At 72.5% G+C, this 15886-nt stretch carries 17 protein-coding genes; 14 read left to right on the forward strand and 3 right to left on the reverse strand.

Going from position 1 to position 15886, the window contains the following annotated elements:
- The first annotated feature begins 157 nt into the window (after nt 1-157).
- The 5 genes from ACBJ32_RS48460 to ACBJ32_RS48480 are packed head-to-tail and all read left to right on the forward strand — an operon-like array spanning nt 158 to nt 5067.
- Nucleotides 158-1669, forward strand: a complete 1512-nt coding sequence (locus ACBJ32_RS48460) for an ABC transporter substrate-binding protein (protein WP_375132657.1) — start codon at nt 158-160, stop codon at nt 1667-1669.
- Nucleotides 1669-2634: an ABC transporter permease gene (locus tag ACBJ32_RS48465; RefSeq protein WP_375132658.1), complete on the forward strand. Its 966-nt coding sequence runs from the start codon at nt 1669-1671 to the stop codon at nt 2632-2634. The genes ACBJ32_RS48460 and ACBJ32_RS48465 overlap by 1 nt, the downstream gene beginning before the upstream one ends.
- Entirely contained in the window at nt 2631-3443 is an 813-nt protein-coding gene (locus ACBJ32_RS48470) for an ABC transporter permease (protein WP_375132659.1), read from the forward strand. Before ACBJ32_RS48465 ends, ACBJ32_RS48470 begins: the two co-directional genes overlap by 4 nt.
- Nucleotides 3440-4231, forward strand: coding sequence for an ATP-binding cassette domain-containing protein (locus ACBJ32_RS48475; protein ID WP_375132660.1), 792 nt, complete (start codon nt 3440-3442; stop codon nt 4229-4231). Before ACBJ32_RS48470 ends, ACBJ32_RS48475 begins: the two co-directional genes overlap by 4 nt.
- A complete protein-coding gene (locus ACBJ32_RS48480; RefSeq protein ID WP_375132661.1) occupies nt 4228-5067 on the forward strand; it encodes an ABC transporter ATP-binding protein in 840 nt (279 codons plus the stop codon). The genes ACBJ32_RS48475 and ACBJ32_RS48480 overlap by 4 nt, the downstream gene beginning before the upstream one ends.
- 251 nt (nt 5068-5318) lie before the next feature.
- Here the strand turns inward: ACBJ32_RS48480 and ACBJ32_RS48485 are convergent, their stop codons facing one another.
- Nucleotides 5319-6131, reverse strand: a complete 813-nt coding sequence (locus ACBJ32_RS48485; RefSeq protein WP_375132662.1) for an SDR family NAD(P)-dependent oxidoreductase — start codon at nt 6129-6131, stop codon at nt 5319-5321.
- A gap of 496 nt (nt 6132-6627) precedes the next feature.
- Nucleotides 6628-7401, reverse strand: coding sequence for an IclR family transcriptional regulator (locus ACBJ32_RS48490; protein ID WP_375132663.1), 774 nt, complete (start codon nt 7399-7401; stop codon nt 6628-6630).
- Nucleotides 7402-7527: 126 nt separating this feature from the next.
- Here ACBJ32_RS48490 and ACBJ32_RS48495 point away from each other — a divergent pair, with 126 nt between their 5' ends.
- The 9 genes from ACBJ32_RS48495 to ACBJ32_RS48535 are packed head-to-tail and all read left to right on the forward strand — an operon-like array spanning nt 7528 to nt 14626.
- Nucleotides 7528-8502: an ABC transporter substrate-binding protein gene (locus tag ACBJ32_RS48495; protein ID WP_375132664.1), complete on the forward strand. Its 975-nt coding sequence runs from the start codon at nt 7528-7530 to the stop codon at nt 8500-8502.
- A complete protein-coding gene (locus tag ACBJ32_RS48500; protein ID WP_375132665.1) occupies nt 8495-9484 on the forward strand; it encodes an ABC transporter substrate-binding protein in 990 nt (329 codons plus the stop codon). The genes ACBJ32_RS48495 and ACBJ32_RS48500 overlap by 8 nt, the downstream gene beginning before the upstream one ends.
- Nucleotides 9481-10323, forward strand: a complete 843-nt coding sequence (locus tag ACBJ32_RS48505) for an ABC transporter permease (RefSeq protein ID WP_375132666.1) — start codon at nt 9481-9483, stop codon at nt 10321-10323. Before ACBJ32_RS48500 ends, ACBJ32_RS48505 begins: the two co-directional genes overlap by 4 nt.
- 8 nt (nt 10324-10331) lie before the next feature.
- Complete coding sequence (locus ACBJ32_RS48510) at nt 10332-11030, forward strand: ABC transporter ATP-binding protein (protein ID WP_375132667.1); 699 nt, start codon at nt 10332-10334, stop codon at nt 11028-11030.
- Nucleotides 11027-11359, forward strand: coding sequence for a hypothetical protein (locus tag ACBJ32_RS48515; RefSeq protein WP_375132668.1), 333 nt, complete (start codon nt 11027-11029; stop codon nt 11357-11359). Before ACBJ32_RS48510 ends, ACBJ32_RS48515 begins: the two co-directional genes overlap by 4 nt.
- 1 nt (nt 11360) lies before the next feature.
- Complete coding sequence (gene ssuE / locus ACBJ32_RS48520) at nt 11361-11858, forward strand: NADPH-dependent FMN reductase (RefSeq protein WP_375132669.1); 498 nt, start codon at nt 11361-11363, stop codon at nt 11856-11858.
- A complete protein-coding gene (locus tag ACBJ32_RS48525; RefSeq protein ID WP_375132670.1) occupies nt 11855-12643 on the forward strand; it encodes an LLM class flavin-dependent oxidoreductase in 789 nt (262 codons plus the stop codon). The genes ssuE and ACBJ32_RS48525 overlap by 4 nt, the downstream gene beginning before the upstream one ends.
- Nucleotides 12633-13745 (forward strand): LLM class flavin-dependent oxidoreductase, encoded by a 1113-nt coding sequence (locus tag ACBJ32_RS48530; protein WP_375132671.1) that lies wholly within the window; start codon nt 12633-12635, stop codon nt 13743-13745. Before ACBJ32_RS48525 ends, ACBJ32_RS48530 begins: the two co-directional genes overlap by 11 nt.
- Nucleotides 13742-14626, forward strand: coding sequence for an ABC transporter substrate-binding protein (locus ACBJ32_RS48535; RefSeq protein WP_375132672.1), 885 nt, complete (start codon nt 13742-13744; stop codon nt 14624-14626). The genes ACBJ32_RS48530 and ACBJ32_RS48535 overlap by 4 nt, the downstream gene beginning before the upstream one ends.
- A 254-nt stretch (nt 14627-14880) precedes the next feature.
- Here ACBJ32_RS48535 and ACBJ32_RS48540 read toward each other — a convergent pair whose 3' ends face one another.
- Nucleotides 14881-15867 carry an ABC transporter substrate-binding protein gene (locus ACBJ32_RS48540; protein ID WP_375132673.1) on the reverse strand — a complete coding sequence of 329 codons (987 nt, stop codon included), beginning with the start codon at nt 15865-15867 and terminating at the stop codon, nt 14881-14883.
- Nucleotides 15868-15886 lie beyond the last annotated feature (19 nt).

The raw sequence follows: 15886 nt of genomic DNA on the forward strand, positions 1-15886 counted from the left end.
CAGAATACTAACCATTTGGTCAGCCCTGTGGCAAGAACAGGGCCGTAGTGAACACGGGCCGCATCAGGTCATCGAACCCCTCCTTCCGGGGGGAGAAGGCAGCGATTCCGGCGAAGGGGGATATAGTCCACTAAACCTATCGTTTTCATATGGAGTCATGTTGACCAGCAAGTTCGCCGCAGTCGTGGCCGCGCTCACCCTCGCCCTGGCCGCGTGCGGATCCGGCGAGGGAAACGCACCGGATGGCGGGGCCACCGCAGCGCCCGATGCGAGTGCCACCATCGAGGTCGGCTCCCTGTACGAGCCCCAGAACCTCGACAACACCGCCGGCGGCGGCCAGGGCGTGACGGAGGCCTTCAACGGCAACGTGTACGAGGGCCTGTTCAGGCTCACCGATGCCGGCAAGGTGGAGAACCTGCTGGCCGAGGGCTACGAGGTCTCCGGCGACGGCCTCACCTACACCTTCAGGGTGCGTCAGGGCGTGCGCTTCCACTCCGGCAAGGCGCTGACGGCCGCCGACGTGAAGAGCAGCATCGAGCGTGTCCTCGCCGAGGACTCGCAGTCGGCGCGTAAGAGCAACCTCAAGGTGATCAAGAAGGTTGCGGCCCCCGACGACGCCACGGTCGTGGTGACGCTGTCGAACCGGTCGATCTCGCTGGTCTACAACCTGAGCTACGTGTGGGTCGTCAACAGCGCCGCCAAGGACCTGGCCGCCGACGAGGACGGCACCGGGCCGTACAAGCTGGGCACGTGGAAGCGTGGCTCCTCGCTCAGTCTGGAGCGCTTCCCCGGCTACTGGGGCGCCCGGCCGGCCAACGACGGTGTCGTCTTCCACTACTTCACCGAGGCCACGGCTCTCAACAACGCGCTGCTGACCGGCGCGGTGGACATCGTGACCAGCCAGCAGAGCCCCGACGCGCTGAGCCAGTTCACCGGCAACCCCGACTACCGGATCAGCGAGGGCCACTCCACCACCAAGCTGCTGCTCGCCTTCAACGACAGGAAGGCGCCGTTCGACAAACCGCTCGTGCGCAAGGCGGTCGCCTCCGCCATCGACGACGCCAAGCTGCTGGAGTCGGTGTGGGCGGGGCACGGCAGCCTCATCGGCTCGATGGTGCCGCCCACCGACCCCTGGTACGAGGACCTGACGTCGCTCGACCCGTACGACGTCGAGCTGGCCAAGCGGCAGCTCGCCGAGGCCGGGTACGCCGGCGGCTTCCGCTTCACGCTCGAGACGCCGAACTACGACCCGCACCCCACGGCCGCCACGTTCATCAAGAGCGAGCTGGCCAAGGTCGGCATCACGGTGGACATCCACGTCATCACCGCCGACGAGTGGTACACGAAGGTCTACAAGAACCGCGACTTCGCCGCCACGCTCCAGGAGCACGTCAACGACCGGGACGTCGTCTGGTACGGCGATCCCGGCTTCTACTGGGGCTACGACAACGAGCAGGTCTCCGGGTGGGTGGCCCAGGCCGAGCAGGCCAAGACCGCCGAGGAGCAGACCGAACTGCTGAAGAAGGCCAACAAGAAGATCGCCGAGGACGCCGCCAGCGACTGGCTCTACCTCTACCCGCAGATCGTCGTGGCCTCCTCCAAGCTGTCGGGCTACCCGGTCAACGGACTGAACTCGCAGTTCTACGCGTACGGGATCAAGAAGGCCTGATGGCGCGTTACCTGCTGCGCCGTACCGCCTTCCTGCTGGGGTCGCTGCTGGCGGCGGCCGGGCTGCTGTTCGTGCTGCTGCGGCTGCTGCCCGGCGACCCGGCCAACGCGTTGCTGTCGGTGGGGGCCACGCCGGAGCAGATCGCCGCGGCGCGCCGCCAGATCGGCTCGGACCTGCCGCCGGCCGAGCAGTTCTGGGCGTGGCTGGGCGGGCTGGCCCGGCTGGACCTCGGCACGTCGTTCGTCAGCAGGCTGCCGGTCGGGCCGGAGATCGCGGCCCGGCTGGTGGTCACGGTGCCGCTGACGCTGCTGTCGTTCACACTCGCCGTGGTGGTGGCCGTGCCCGTCGGGTTCGTGGCCGCGTGGCGCTCCGGCCGATGGTACGGGTCGGCGCTGAACGGGCTGTCCCAGCTCGGCATCGCGGTCCCGGTGTTCTGGATCGGGCTGCTGCTGGTGACCGTGTTCGCGCTGCGGCTGCGGGTGCTGCCGGCGGGCGGGTTCCCGCGTGACGACTGGGCCGACCCGGCCAGGGCGCTGACCTCGCTGGCGCTGCCGGTGGTGACGATCGCGCTGGTCATGTCGGCCTCGCTCATCCGGTACGTGCGCTCGGCCACACTGGACGTGCTGGGCAGCGACCACCTGCGGACCGCGCGGGCCCTCGGCTCGTCGTTCGCCGGGGCCATGTGGCGGCACGGGGTGCGCAACGCCGCCGTTCCGGTCATCTCGATCCTCGGCATCGAACTGGCCACGACGTTCCTGGGCGCGGTGGTGGTGGAGAGCGTGTTCACCTTGCCGGGGCTCGGCACGCTGCTGGTCGAGGGCATCGCCGAGCACGACTATCCGGTCATCCAGGGCGTGCTGGTGGTCAGCACGTTCGCGGTGCTGGTGATCGGGTTCGCGGCGGACCTCGTGCAGCGGCTGGTCGATCCGCGCCTGCGGGCGCACGTCGGCGGGGGGCGGCCGTGAAGGGACGGCTCACGTTCGTGGTCGGCTGCGTGCTGGTGGGGGCGGTGCTCGTGGTGGCCGCCGTGTCGCTGGTGTGGCTGCCGTACGATCCGGCCGACACCACGGGCGGCCGGCTCGTGCCCCCGGGCGGCGCGCACCTGCTGGGCACTGACAAGCTGGGCCGCGACCTGCTCACCCAGCTCATGGTGGGCGCGCGCATCGCGCTCACGGTCGGGATCGGCTCCGTGCTGCTCGGCGGCCTGCTCGGCGTGGCCGCCGGGCTGCTCGCGGGCTTCGCGACCCGCTGGCTGGACGACGCGCTGTCGGCGGCGCTCGACATCGTCATCGCGTTCCCGACGCTGCTGCTGGCCATGCTGGTGGTGGCGGCGCGGGAGGCGTCGCTCGGCTCGGCGGTGATCGCCATCGGGCTGGCGATGTCAGGGGTCGTCGCCCGGCTGACGCGGGTGCTGGTCAAACGGGTGCTGGCGGAGGATTACATCACGGCCGCGCGCACGTCGGGCACGTCGTGGCCGCAGGTGGTCGTCGAACACGTGCTGCCGAACATCTGGCCGACGCTGCTCGTCAACCTGGCGCTGCAGCTCGGGCTGGCGGTGCTGGCGGAGGCGGCGCTGTCGTACCTCGGTCTCGGGCCGCCCCCGCCGAACGCCTCGTGGGGGCGGTTGCTGCAGGAGGCGCAGGCGACCGTGCTGACCTCCCCGACGGGCGCCATCGCGCCGGGCGTGCTGCTCGTCGTCCTCGTCGTGGGCGTGAACCTGGTCGCCGACGGGCTGCGCGACCTGGCCGACCCGATGCGAGGGAGCAGCCGATGAACCCCCTTGAGGTGACCGGCCTGTCCGTGCGCCGCGCCGACGGCCGCGAGCTGGTCCGCGACCTGTCCCTCGCCCTGGCGCCCGGGGAGCGGCTGGGCCTGATCGGCGAGTCCGGCTCCGGCAAGTCGCTGACCGCGCTGGCCGTCATGGGCCTGCTGCCCGCCGGCATGACGTCAGGCGGCAGCGTCCTGCTGAGCGGCACGCAGGTGATCGGGACGCCGGACCGGAGGCTGGACCGGGTCCGCGGCCGGGCCGCCGCGGTGGTCTTCCAGGAGCCGCTGACGGCGCTGGACCCCCTGATGCGGATCGGGCGGCAGCTCGCGGAGCCGATCCGCCGCCACCGCGGCCTGCGCGGCGTACGGCTGCGGGCCGCCGTGCTCGACGCGCTGGCGGAGGTGCGGCTGCCGGAACGGGTGGCCGGCGCCTACCCCCACGAGATCTCCGGCGGCCAGCGGCAGCGCGCGGCCATCGCCATGGCCCTGGCCTGCGAGCCCCGGCTGCTGATCGCCGACGAACCGACCACGGCCCTGGACGTCACGGTGCAGGCCGAGATCCTGGCGCTGCTGGACGGGCTGGTGACGGAACGGGGCATGGCGCTGCTGTTCATCAGTCACGACCTGGCCGTGGTCGCCGACGTAGCGGACCGGGTGGCGGTGCTCAAGGACGGATCCATGGTGGAGTCAGGAAGGACACGTGACATCGTGCGCGAACCACGCCACGCCTACACGCGCGCGCTGGTGAACAGCGCGTGGGCGCTGGAGTCCGAGCTCGACAGGCTGGCCCCGTGAGCGGCAGTCCCGGGCAGGCCGGTAACGCGGGGCCCGCGGAGGTCCCCGCGGTGCTGGCCACGGACCGGGCGGGCTTCGCCTACCGGGGCGGGCGTCCCGTGCTGGCGGAGGTCTCCATCGCCGTGCCCGCCGGGCGCGGCCTGGCACTGGTCGGCGAGTCGGGCGCGGGCAAGACCACGCTGCTGCGGCTGCTGCTGGGCCTGGCCCGGCCGACCTCGGGCCGGGTGTTGTTCGACGGTGCGGACCTGGTCCCGCGCGATCCCGCCTTCCGGCGGGCGGTGCAACCGGTCTTCCAGGACCCGTACTCCTCGCTCGACCCGCGCCGGCGGATCGGCCGGATCGTCTCGGAGCCGCTGCGCTCGCTCGGCCTGCTCGCCCCCGGCTCCCGCGCGGCCCGGCGGGACGAGGCCGCCGACCGGGTGGCCGAGGCCCTGCGCTCGGTCGGGCTGCCGCCCGACGCCGCCCGCCGGTACCCGCACGAGTTCTCCGGCGGGCAGCGGCAGCGCATCGCGATCGCCCGGGCCATCGTGGGCCGGCCGCGCGTGCTGCTCGCCGACGAGCCGGTCAGCGCGCTCGACGTCACCACCCGGGTACGCGTGGTGGAGCTGCTCGGCCGGCTGGCCGAGAGCCACGGGCTGACGGTCGTGGTGGTCTCGCACGACCTGAGCGTGGTGGCGGCGCTGTGCGCGGACACGGCGGTCATCGAACAGGGCCGGGTGGTGGAACAGGGTCTGACGGCTGACGTGCTGGGCTCGCCCGAGCACCCGTACACGAGGAGGCTGCTCGACAGCGTCCCGAGGCTCAGCCGCGCCACCCGGCTCCACAATTCCCCGTGACCGCAACGGCGTGCTCGTCGGCGCAGGCCGCGCCGTCAACGGCCAGCTCGGGTCGCTGATCGGGGTGCCGGGCAGCGCGATCCGGCAGGCCGGGCCTGGCCATTCCGCCGCGCGGCCCCGCCGGCCACGGGTGGTGCCTGCCGCTCGTGACCTGCGGGTCCGTCGGGTCGTCCGTTCGTCCTCCGGGTACGTGCTGCGGCATGGCGGCGCGTTGCGGGTGGCGGAGGGCGGCGTGCTCAGCATCAGGAACATCAGCGGCGCGAACGCGTCGACCTTCTGCGTCTCCTACGGCTGCCGCCCTCGCTCACGACGAGAGCCGGCGGCAGCAGGCCGAGGCTCGCGTCGAGGCCGCCGTCCACGACCAACGCCGTGCCGGTGAGGGAGGAGGCGGCGGGCGAGAGCAGGAACGCGATCGCCTCGGCCTGCTCGCGCGGCTTGGCGGGGCGCCGCATCGGCGGCCGCCACGCCTGCCGGTGTTCGCCTCGCCCGGCGATCCGGGTGCTGGTGAGGCCTGGTGCGACGGCGTTCACCCTGATGCCGGCGGCGGCGTAGTCGAGGGCTGCGGCGCGCACGAGGTTGAGCACCGCGCTCTTCGACGCGTTGTACGCCCAGGTGCCGGGGTCGGCCCGCAGCCCGGCGACGGAGGCGGTCACGACGATGGCGCCACCTCCGGCCTCCCGCAGGGCGGGGGCGGCGGCCCTGATGCCCAGCATCGGCCCGCGCAGGTTGACGGCGAAGATCCGCTCGGCCGCGGCGACCGCGCGCGGGTGCTCCCACGGCAGCGTGCCGCCGGTGCCGGCGTTGAGCACGACGCCGTCCAGCCGCCCGTACGTCTGGACGGCCAGCTTCACGGCGGCCTGGTTGACCGCCTCCTCCGCCACGTCCCCCGCCAGCGTCACCACCCCTGCCAGGTCGCGCAGCGTGGCCAGGGAGTTGCCGTCGAGATCGACTGCCACGATGCGGGCCCCCTGGTCGAGCAGCAGGTCCACAGTGGCGCGGCCGATCCCGGACGCCGCTCCCGTGACGAGCACCGCGGCGCCCGCGACCAGATCGAGCTCGCTCATGCCTCGACGGTACGGAGAGGAGGAGCGAGAAGTCAACATTACCTACTTGCTATACATGAAATCCTGCCCGAGCTCCTTGCGGCCCCGGCGCGGGCGGGGACACCGGACCGGAGGGCCATGCGCGGCCGGGTCGATCGACGACCGGCAGGATCGTCACGGGGCCCGAACGGGCCACGGGCGGCGTGGTGCCACCATGCGGCACCGCGCAGAACGCGCCAGGCTGGGGCGCCCGCCCCACCCGGCCCCGTCCCACGTCCCGCAGCGGCGCCGCACCCGCGCCGGGCGCGAAGGAGATCGGCGCCCGGGAAGTTCCCCCAGGCCAGCTCCTGAGCCAGGGATGTCCCAGTGACCGGCCGGGGCGACAGGTCACGCCGTAGGGCCCGGAAGCGCCCCGCCCACGACGGGCCGCAGCCGGACCCCGGCCGGCGGGCCCGCACGCTTGGCCGGCTCGTCGCGGTCTCGAGCCGCTCCATGGGAGCCTGACCCGCCGGCGGCCTCAGACGGCGGAGCGGAGCCGACGCTCGGCGGGCGGGATCAGCAGTACCTCCAGCGCGCGGGCGCAGGCGCGCGCGTGCGTGACGAACCAGCCGATCCGCGCGTCGCTGATGACCAGCGGTGTGGAGCGCACGGCCAGCGCGTAGCGCACGTTGTGCTGCCGGTCGAGCACCGGCACCGCGACGGTGCGGATGCCGTCGCCCGACTCCTCGTCATTGAGCGCGTACCCGGACTCGCGCACGCGGACCAGCTCGGCGCGCAGTTCGGCGTGGTCCACGATGGTGCGGCCCGTCAGCGCCCGCAGCGGCCCGAGCGCCTCCAGATCGACGCTCCCCTCCGGGTCCCAGGCCAGCAGCACCTTACCCAGCGCCGTGGAGTGCAGGGGGCGGCGCAGGCCGACACCGCTGTCGGGATTGAGCGAGCCGCCGCTCAGGATGACCGCGTGCCGGTCGTTGCGGACGGCCAGGTCCACGGTGGCGGACGTGATCCTGGCCAGCTCGGCCAGCTCGGGGGCGATGCGATGCAGGCCGCGCCGGTGGAAGGAGAGCTGCCCCAGCTCGGTGATCGACGGCCCCAGCCGGTAGCGGCCGGTGCGTGCCTCCTGCTCCAGGAAGCCGGCGCCGGTCAGCGTTCTGGCCAGGCGGTGCGTGGTCGAGGTGGACAGCCCCGTTCTGCGTGACAGGTCGGACAGGCTGAGCGTGGCGTCGCCGCCGCCGAAGCAGCCGAGCATGCCGATCGCTCTGCGTACGGACTGGACGCCGCCGTCTGCTGCCATGCGGGAAACTCCGTCTTCTGAGTAGGGAGGGTCGGGACCAGGTGAGGCCAGGTCGCGCCGGAAATGCTTCCCGCATCGCGGGACATTCTTTGCATTTCCTACCAAATTACTAGCAAACTCTCCTCCATGACCACAGCCCCACTCGACGCCATCTGGTTCACCCGCTGTCCCGTGCCCACCGCGACGGGCATCGCGGCCGACCAGGGCTGGCTGGCCAGAGAGTTCGCCGATGACGGGATCGAGGTCCGCTCGCTGCAGGACGACGACCCCGGCGTGCCCCGCGAGACCCACTACACCCACGCCCTGACCGGCCTGTTCCGCGAGGGCGGCAACGTGCCGGCGCTGTGGGCACGCTCCCGCGGCGAGGCCACCAGGCTCATCGGCCTCACCTGGATCGAGGAGCGGCAGGTCGTGCTGGTTCGCGGCGGCACCGCCCTGGAGAGCCCCGAGCAGCTCAGGGGCTTGCGGCTGGCGGCGCCCCGGCATCGCATCGCCATCGACTTCTGGCGGGCCATGGCCCTGCACGGCTTCCACGGCGCGCTGTCTCTGGCCGGGCTCGGGCTCGGTGACGCTGAAGTGGTGGACGTCGAGGCCGAGCCCGGCGGCGGTCAGTGGGAGGCGGAGCTGGCCGCGCTGGCCGCGGGCCGGGTGGACGCGGTCTACGTCAAGGGCGCGCTCGCCGTCGAGGCCGCCCTGCGCCACGGCGCGGAGGTGGGCATCGACCTGGACGCCGTGCCGGACCGGCGCGCGCGGATCAACAACGGCACCCCCCGTCCGATCACCGTGCACCAGCGCCTGCTGGACGAGCATCCGGAGGTGGTGGCCCGCTTCCTGGCCGTCCTGCTGCGCGCCGCGGACTGGGCCGCCGGGCACCCGGCCGAGGTGGCCAGGATCCTGGGAGCGGAGACCGGCGCCGGCGCGGCCGGCGTGGCCGCGGCCTATGTCCCCGGCGCCTCGCTCCACCTCGACCTGTCCGCCGAACGCCTCGACCTGCTGGCCGAGCAGGAGCGTTTCCTGCGCGGCCACGGCTTCCTCGAATCGCCTGTGGACGTCGCGGCCTGGGCCGACCATACCCCGCTGCAAGGAGTCACCCATGCGTAAGCTGCTGCTAGCCCTTCCCCTCGCCCTCCTGGCCGCGGCCTGCGGCAGCGGAACCGGCGCCACCACCGCGCAGGAGCAAGTGATCGTCCGGATCTCCGACCCCGGCAACAGCGGCTTCCTGGCCGTCGCGAAGAAGGACGGCAGCCTGGACGCAGCCCTGGCCAAGGTCAATGCCAAGGTCAAGTGGGCCGGCGACTTCTCCGTGTTCGCCCCGGCCGCCCAGGCCATCAACGCGGGCTCGCTCGACGTCGCCACCGGCTCGATCACCTCCGGCGTCACCGCGCTGGCCGTCAAGCCCAGCTTCAAGATCTTCGCCACCGTCCCACCCGACCTGGCCGGGGAGGGCATCGTGGTGAAGAACGGCTCGCCGATCAGATCCGTGGCCGATCTGGCCGGGCGCAGCGTGGCCGTCGGGCACGGCGGCACCAGCGAGTATCTGCTGCTCAAGGCGTTGCAGACGTTCAACGTGCCGGTCGAGAAGGTCAAGCGGGTCTACCTGCAGCCGCCCCAGACCGCGCCGGTCTTCGGCTCGGGCGAGGTGGACGCCTGGTCCACGTTCTCCACCTTCCTCATCCCCGCCGTCACCGACCTGGACGCCCGGATCCTGGCCGACGGCGAGGCGATCAAGTCCGACAACTACGTGATCTACGTGGCCGCCAACAAGCTGCTGCAGGAGCATCCCGAGGTGGTCAAGGCCCTGTTCGAGTTCATCAAGGAGGGCAGCGCCAAGGAGATCGCCGATCCGGCCGCGTACGTGAACGTCTTCACCCAGACGGGCCCGCAGGCCGTGCAGGGCAAGCAGAAGGACCTGGTGGTCGACATCCAGAAGAAGGGCAAGCCCGCCCAGGCGGTCACCGCTGCCGAGATCGCGAAATATCAGGACGTGGCGAAGTTCTTCTTCGACCAGAAGGTGCTCACCGCGCCGCTTGACGTCTCCCAGCACGTCCTGGACGTGACCACGCTCGGGGACGCGAAGTCATGAGCATGGCCACCACCCGTACGGAGGCCGGTGTCGAAGGGCTGGTACCGCCCGAGCCGCCGCGCTCGGCCGGCCGCCACCCGGCCGTCACGTTCGCGCTGCGCGCCATCGGCCCCGTCCTGCTGCTCGCCGCCTGGTACGTGGCCACCGCCACCGGCGCCCTCACCGAGGATGTGCTCGCCGGCCCCCAGGACGTCGTCAAGACCTTCGCCGAGCTGTGGACCGACGGCCAGCTCCCCGAAGCGCTGCGCGTGTCGGTCACCAGGGCCGGGCTCGGCCTGCTGCTGGGCGCTTCCACCGGTCTGGCGCTGGGCGTCGTCTCCGGCTTCACCCGGCTCGGCGAGGAGCTCGTGGACTCCTCGATGCAGGCGCTGCGCGCCATTCCGTTCCTGGCGCTGACCTCGCTGTTCATCGTGTGGTTCGGGATCGAGGAGGCGTCCAAGATCCTGCTGATCGGGGTGGCCTGCACGTTCCCCATGTACATCAACGTCTCCAGCGGGGTGCGCAACGTGGACCGCAAGGTCGTCGAGGCCGCCCGCTCGTTCGGTCTCGGCCGGCTCGCCATCGCCCGCGAGGTCGTGCTGCCGGGCGCGCTGCCGTCCATCTTCGCCGGGCTGCGGCTGTCCACCACGCTCAGCGTGATCGCGCTCATCGCCGCCGAGGAGATCAATGTGACGGCCGGGCTCGGCTACCTCATGGCCCGGGCCACCGACTACCTGCGCACCGACATCCTCGCGCTGTGCGTGCTGCTGTACGCGGTGATCGGGCTGATCGCCGACCTGACCCTGCGGCTGGCCGAGCGGGTCACGATGCCCTGGCGCAGGGCGGTGACGATCCGATGAGTCTCGCTGTGCGGACGACAGGCCTGCGCAAGGTCTTCGGCGAGCGGGCCGTGCTCGACGGGGTGGACCTGGACGTGCGGCGCGGGGAGTTCCTGGCGCTGCTCGGGGCGAGCGGCACCGGCAAGACCACGCTCCTGCGCATCCTGGCCGGGCTGGACGCGGCCAGCGGCGGGAGCGTGCTGGTGCCGCCGGTGCGCACGGTCGTCTTCCAGGAGCCGCGGCTCGTCCCGTCCAAGCGCGCCCTCGCCAACGTGATCATCGGGCAGGGCCGCGCCGCCCGGGCCAAGGGCCTGGCGGCCCTGGCCGAGGTGGGGCTGAGCAGCCATGCCGACGCCTGGCCCGCGACGCTCTCCGGCGGCGAGGCCCAGCGGGTCGCGCTGGCCAGAGCCCTGGTACGCGAGCCGGAGCTGCTCCTGCTCGACGAGCCGTTCGCCGCGCTGGACGCCCTGACCCGGCTGCACATGCAGGACCTGATCGCCGAGCTGTGCGCCCGGCACCGCCCGGCCGTGGTGCTGGTCACGCACGACGTGGAGGAGGCGATCCTGCTCGCCGACCGGATCGCGGTGCTGCGCGAGGGCACGTTCGTCACGGACGTGCGGGTCGGACTCGACCGCCCGCGCGACCGCACCGATCCCGACTTCGTCGAACTGCGCCGCCGGCTCCTCGCCGACCTGGGCGTGGACGCTCACGCGGGAGCGGCGCCATGACGGCCACGGGTTGGATCCGCGAGAACGCCGCAGCGCTGACCGGGCTCGCCGACCGGATCTGGGCCTACGCCGAGCCGTCGCTGCGCGAATGGCGCTCGGCGCTGGCCACCGCCGAACTGCTGCGCGCGCACGGCTTCACGATCGCGTGGGGCACGGCCGGCCTGCCCGCCGCGTTCGTCGCCACCCACGGCGGGCGCGGGCCCGTGCTGGGGTTCAACGTCGAGCCGCCGTACCACCTGCCGCCACCCGAGTTCCTCGACGAGACGGGCCAGTCACCGCGGCCTTCCCGGACGCCGCCCGTTTCCGCTGAACCCCTAGGAAAGATCTGACATGTCCGTCCTGCTCATCTCCGGCAGCCCATCGGCCGCCTCCCGCACCGTACGTCTGCTCGACCACCTGGCCGGGCGGCTGGGCCGGCCCGCCACGGTCCTGCGCCTTCGCGATCTGCCCGCGGAGGCCCTGCTGCACGGCGACACCACCCATCCCGGGCTGGCACGGGCCACGGAGCAGGTGGCCGCGGCGGGCGCGATCATCGTTGCCACCCCGATCTACAAGGCGTCCTACACCGGGCTGCTGAAGGCGTTCCTGGACGTGCTGCCGCAGGGTGCGTTCGCCGGCAAGACGGTGGTGCCGGTGGCCACCGGGGGCACCGCCGCTCACCTGCTGGCCGTGGACTATGCCCTGCGGCCGGTGCTGAGCGTGCTCGGCGCGCGGCACGTCACGCGCGGCCTGTTCGTGCTGGACAGCCAGATCGAGCCGCTGGCGCGGGAACTGCTCCCGCGCATCGACGCCCTGCTGGAAGAGGTTCCGCTGGAGGCGGCGGCATGACGACGCACAGCACCCCGCGCTTTCACGTCGTCCTGCCCACCAGGAGCCCCGCCCCCGCCGGGTTGCCGGCTTTCGTCACCGACGTGCGGCCGGTGCTCGCCGATCCCGCCGGGCGGACCGCCGTGGCCGCGGACCTGTCCGGGTGGGCGGGTGCGCTCGTGCCCTTCGACCCGGACGGGCAGGAGTCCCTCACCGTCGCCGCCGGCGCCCTGCGCCGCACCCGCCACCTGCGTGTCGTCGCCGAGTTCCACCCGGCCGTGGCCACCCCGGTCTACGCGGCCAAACTGTCGGCGTCCCTGCAGCGTTTCGCCGCCGCACGGCTCGGCTGGCGGCTCGCCGTGGACCTGGACCCGGCCGTGGCCAGGGCGCAGGGCGACTTCCTGACCGGCGCAGCCCGGTTCGCCCGCGCCGACGAGTTCCTGACCGTGGCCAGGGGCGTCTGGGACGGCGGCCCGCTGGACTTCAAGGGCGCCTTCTACGAGGTGGTCAAGGGCGGCTTCGGAGCGCCGCTGTCGTCCTCGCCCTTCCCCGAGGTGCACCTGTCGGGCACCTCGCCCGACGCCCTGGAGCTGTCGCGCCGCCACGCGGACGTGCACGTCTTCTCCGCCGGCGACGACCTGGCCGCGCTCATCCCCGAACTGCCGGGCCTGCGCTACGGCGTGCACCTGTCCTCGATCGACGCCGCCGACGAGTACGTCGCGCTCGGTGTCACCGAGTTCTTCCTCCAGACCGAGGACGTCTACCGCCTCGGCGAGCACGTGAAGGAGCGGGCTCTTGACCGTTGACATCTACTGGCGCATCCACATGGAGGGCGACCAGCCCTCGCTGCGCCGCCGCGTCCGCAGCCGCGGTGGTTTCGCCCCCGGCGGCACCGCCCCGGGCACCAGGGACGGCCAGGACGACGGCTACAGCCACGCCGACTACATGGCCGAGGTCGCCAGAGCCGCCGAGGGCAGCGGCTTCGTCGGCGGGCTGCTGCCGAACTTCCCGCACACCGACGACCCGTGGGCCGCCGCCGCGACGCTGGCCCGCGAGACCACCTCGTACCGCTTCATGGTGGCCTTCCAGCCCGGGTTCCTGCACCCCGTCCAGGCCGCCCGGATGACGGCCACGCTGCAACGGGCCACCGGCGGCCGGATCGTCTACAACGTCATCTCCGGCGGCGGCGGTCCCGCGCAACTCTGGTGGGGCGACAAGGTGGACCACGACGACCGCTACGCGCGCACCTCGGAGTTCCTGGACGTGCTCAAGGGCGTCTGGCAGGGCGGGCCCACCCGCGGTCACACTCACCGGGGCCGCTTCTATCAGGTGGAGAACGCGGGACTGCCGGAGGAACTGGCCGGGCAGCCGTTCCCGGAGATCTACTTCTCCGGCTCCTCCCCCGCCGCCATCGACGCCGCCGGCCGGCACGCCGACTACTACCTGTCGTGGCTGGAGCCGTTCGAGGCGCTGGCGGAGAAGTTCGACGCCGTGCGCGCGCACAGTGCCACGCCGCCCCGGTTCGCCGTGCGGGTGGACCTGCTGGCCCGCGAGAGCGAGGAGGAGGCGTGGGCGGAGATCGAGGAGGGCTGGCAGGCCAGGCCGCGCGGGGGCGAGCTCGGTGAGGGCGACTCCGTCGGCGTGCGGCGCAGCCGCGCCTTTCTCGCCGGAGCCGGTGACGACCCCCGCGCCCTGGAGGTCGCTCCCAACGTGTGGGGCGGGTTCAGCCAGTTGCGCGACGGCCCGGCCTTCGGCCTGGTCGGCGACTACCACCAGGTCGCCGAACGTCTCGACCAGCTCCTGGACCTCGGCGTGGACGCCTTCGTCCTGGCCGGGATCCCCCATCTCGAAGAGGCCCGCCGCGTGGGCCGCCACGTCTTGCCGCTACTGAAAGGACGCACCTCATGACCACCAGAATCGGCTTCTTCCCGCAGAACAACACGCTCTGGGTGGCCCGCCACCGCGACCTGCTGCCCGGCGCCGAGTGGGTGGACCTGAACGCCCTCGGCCGGGGCGAGCGCGTCGATCCCACCCGGGCCCTGCCGTCCGCGCACGGCGACCACCTGTTCGACGGCGGGTACGACTTCATCGGCACCGGCTCCACTCCCCCGGTCACCGCCCAGGCCAAGGGCCACGACATCGTGTACGTGGCGATCTCCGGCCCGCGCGTCGAGAACGGCCGCCTGGTGGTGCGGGACGACTCGCCGATCGGCTCCGTGGCGGAGCTGAAGGGCAAGCGGGTGGCGCTCGGGCACGGCTCGTGGCAGACCACACTGCTGCTGCTGGCGCTGGAACAGGCCGGGCTCGGCTGGGGCGACATCGTACCCGTGGACGCCTACGGCAACGCCGCCGAGCTGCTGGTGAACGGCGACGTGGACGCCTGGGTGGGCTCCTACCCGTACCTGACGCCGGTCGAGTCGCGCACCCGCACGCTGGTGGAGACCGACGGCCTGTTCAGCCACCGCTCGCTCTGGTTCACCCGCCGCGACTTCGCGCGGGAGCGGCCCGAGGAGCTGGCCGGGATCGTCACCGCGCTGCAGCAGGCGGACCGCTGGACGGAGGAGCATCCGCGCGAGGCTGCGGCCCTGTTCGACGGCGACAATCTGGACGCGTGGGAGCACGCGCTGCGCACCCGCCCGTGGGGGCTGCACCCGGTCAGCGAGGAGTTCGTCGCCGAGCAGCAGCACGCCGCCGACCTGTTCCACGCCAACGGGCTCGTCCAGCAGAAGATCACGGTCGCGGACGCCGTGCTTCCCGAGATCGGCGAGCTGGTGGCGCGAACCCGATGATCCCGGCGTGCCGCTGCCCGCGCGCCCGGACGCGACTCCCCGCCGTGCTCGGCGCGATCGGCCCTGCGGCCCGGTTCGTCGTCACCTCACCGACCGGTGTGCGGGCGCGCTTCGCCGCGGCGGACCCTACGCCGGCTCACCCCCGCGCCGGTGTTCGGCCTGGACGGCGGCGCGGGGGCCTGGCGCACCGCCGCACCGCTCCGGGTGCTCCAGCGATCCGTGCGCCGGGGGCGCGCCCGCGTGGGGCAGCCCGTTCACGAGGCCGGCCGGCGGGGCAGGCCGGGCGGGTTGATCCGCGACTCGGGGATGGCCTCGCTGTCCAGCCCCCACCGTTCGAGCACCTGCCGGTACGTGCCGTTCTTGATGACGGTGTTCAGCGCCTCGTGCAGCGGCTGCACCAGGCCGTTGCCCTTCCTGGTCATGGCGGCGATGAGTCCCTGCAGGTCCGGCCCCGCCCCGGAGAACGTGCCCACGATGCGGGAGCCGCCGCTGACGGCTATGTTGTAGGCGATGTTCGGGTTGGGGCCGAAGTACGCCTGCACCCGGCCCGACTTGAGGGCGAGCAGCACGTCGCCGTACTTCTCGTAGTAGAGGATCTCGACCGGTTCGCGGCCGGCGGCGCGGTTCTGCTTGTCCCAGTCGAGCAGGATCTTCTCCTGGTTGGTGCCGGAGCCGACCGACACGCGCAGCCCGGCGATGTCGGCGGGTCCCTTGATCGCCTTGATGGGGCTGGTGTCGGGCACCTGCCAGGCGAGCTGGTCGATCCGGTAGGTGGCGAAGTCGTAGGTGTCCTTGCGTTCCTCGGTGACGGTGACGTTGCTGAAGACGGCCTCGTACTTGCCGGACTTGGCGGCCAGGAACAGGTTCTCCCAGGAGCTGGACTGCGGGGTGAACTCCAGGCCCAGCACGTCGGCGACGAGTTGGGCGAGGTCGGTCTCGACGCCGATGAGGGTGGTGTCGTCGGTGGCCGGGGAGACCAGCGGGGGCGAGCCGCTGGCGCTGAAGCCGACGGTGAGCTTGCCGTCGGCGGCGATCTCCTGGGGGACCTTGGCCGCGATGGCCGCGACCTTCCCGGTCCGTACCCTGTTCTGGTCCGGGCTCAAGTTGATCTTCTTGCCGGCGATCACGGGGGCGGAGGCGGCCGGGGTGTCGAGTGCCGGTTCGGTGCCACAGGCGGCGAGGGCGGCGACGGCGAGGAGGAGCACGGGCACGGTGAGAGTCCGCGCGGGCGAAGTACGCATGTCTGGCGTCCTTGGGGTG

It is taken from the genome of Nonomuraea sp. GTA35, assembly GCF_041950525.1.
Lineage (GTDB): Bacteria > Actinomycetota > Actinomycetes > Streptosporangiales > Streptosporangiaceae > Nonomuraea.

Excerpts from the sequence above, each read along its gene's own strand:
- ACBJ32_RS48460 (WP_375132657.1), top strand. The coding sequence starts at position 158 with ATGTTGACCAGCAAGTTCGCCGCAGTCGTGGCCGCGCTCACCCTCGCC.
- ACBJ32_RS48495 (WP_375132664.1), top strand. The coding sequence starts at position 7,528 with ATGACCACAGCCCCACTCGACGCCATCTGGTTCACCCGCTGTCCCGTG.
- ACBJ32_RS48505 (WP_375132666.1), top strand. The coding sequence starts at position 9,481 with ATGAGCATGGCCACCACCCGTACGGAGGCCGGTGTCGAAGGGCTGGTA.
- ACBJ32_RS48500 (WP_375132665.1), top strand. The coding sequence starts at position 8,495 with ATGCGTAAGCTGCTGCTAGCCCTTCCCCTCGCCCTCCTGGCCGCGGCC.
- ACBJ32_RS48525 (WP_375132670.1), top strand. The coding sequence starts at position 11,855 with ATGACGACGCACAGCACCCCGCGCTTTCACGTCGTCCTGCCCACCAGG.
- ACBJ32_RS48465 (WP_375132658.1), top strand. The coding sequence starts at position 1,669 with ATGGCGCGTTACCTGCTGCGCCGTACCGCCTTCCTGCTGGGGTCGCTG.
- ACBJ32_RS48515 (WP_375132668.1), top strand. The coding sequence starts at position 11,027 with ATGACGGCCACGGGTTGGATCCGCGAGAACGCCGCAGCGCTGACCGGG.
- ACBJ32_RS48475 (WP_375132660.1), top strand. The coding sequence starts at position 3,440 with ATGAACCCCCTTGAGGTGACCGGCCTGTCCGTGCGCCGCGCCGACGGC.
- ACBJ32_RS48535 (WP_375132672.1), top strand. The coding sequence starts at position 13,742 with ATGACCACCAGAATCGGCTTCTTCCCGCAGAACAACACGCTCTGGGTG.
- ssuE (WP_375132669.1), top strand. The coding sequence starts at position 11,361 with ATGTCCGTCCTGCTCATCTCCGGCAGCCCATCGGCCGCCTCCCGCACC.
- ACBJ32_RS48490 (WP_375132663.1), bottom strand. The coding sequence starts at position 7,401 with ATGGCAGCAGACGGCGGCGTCCAGTCCGTACGCAGAGCGATCGGCATG.
- ACBJ32_RS48540 (WP_375132673.1), bottom strand. The coding sequence starts at position 15,867 with ATGCGTACTTCGCCCGCGCGGACTCTCACCGTGCCCGTGCTCCTCCTC.
- ACBJ32_RS48485 (WP_375132662.1), bottom strand. The coding sequence starts at position 6,131 with ATGAGCGAGCTCGATCTGGTCGCGGGCGCCGCGGTGCTCGTCACGGGA.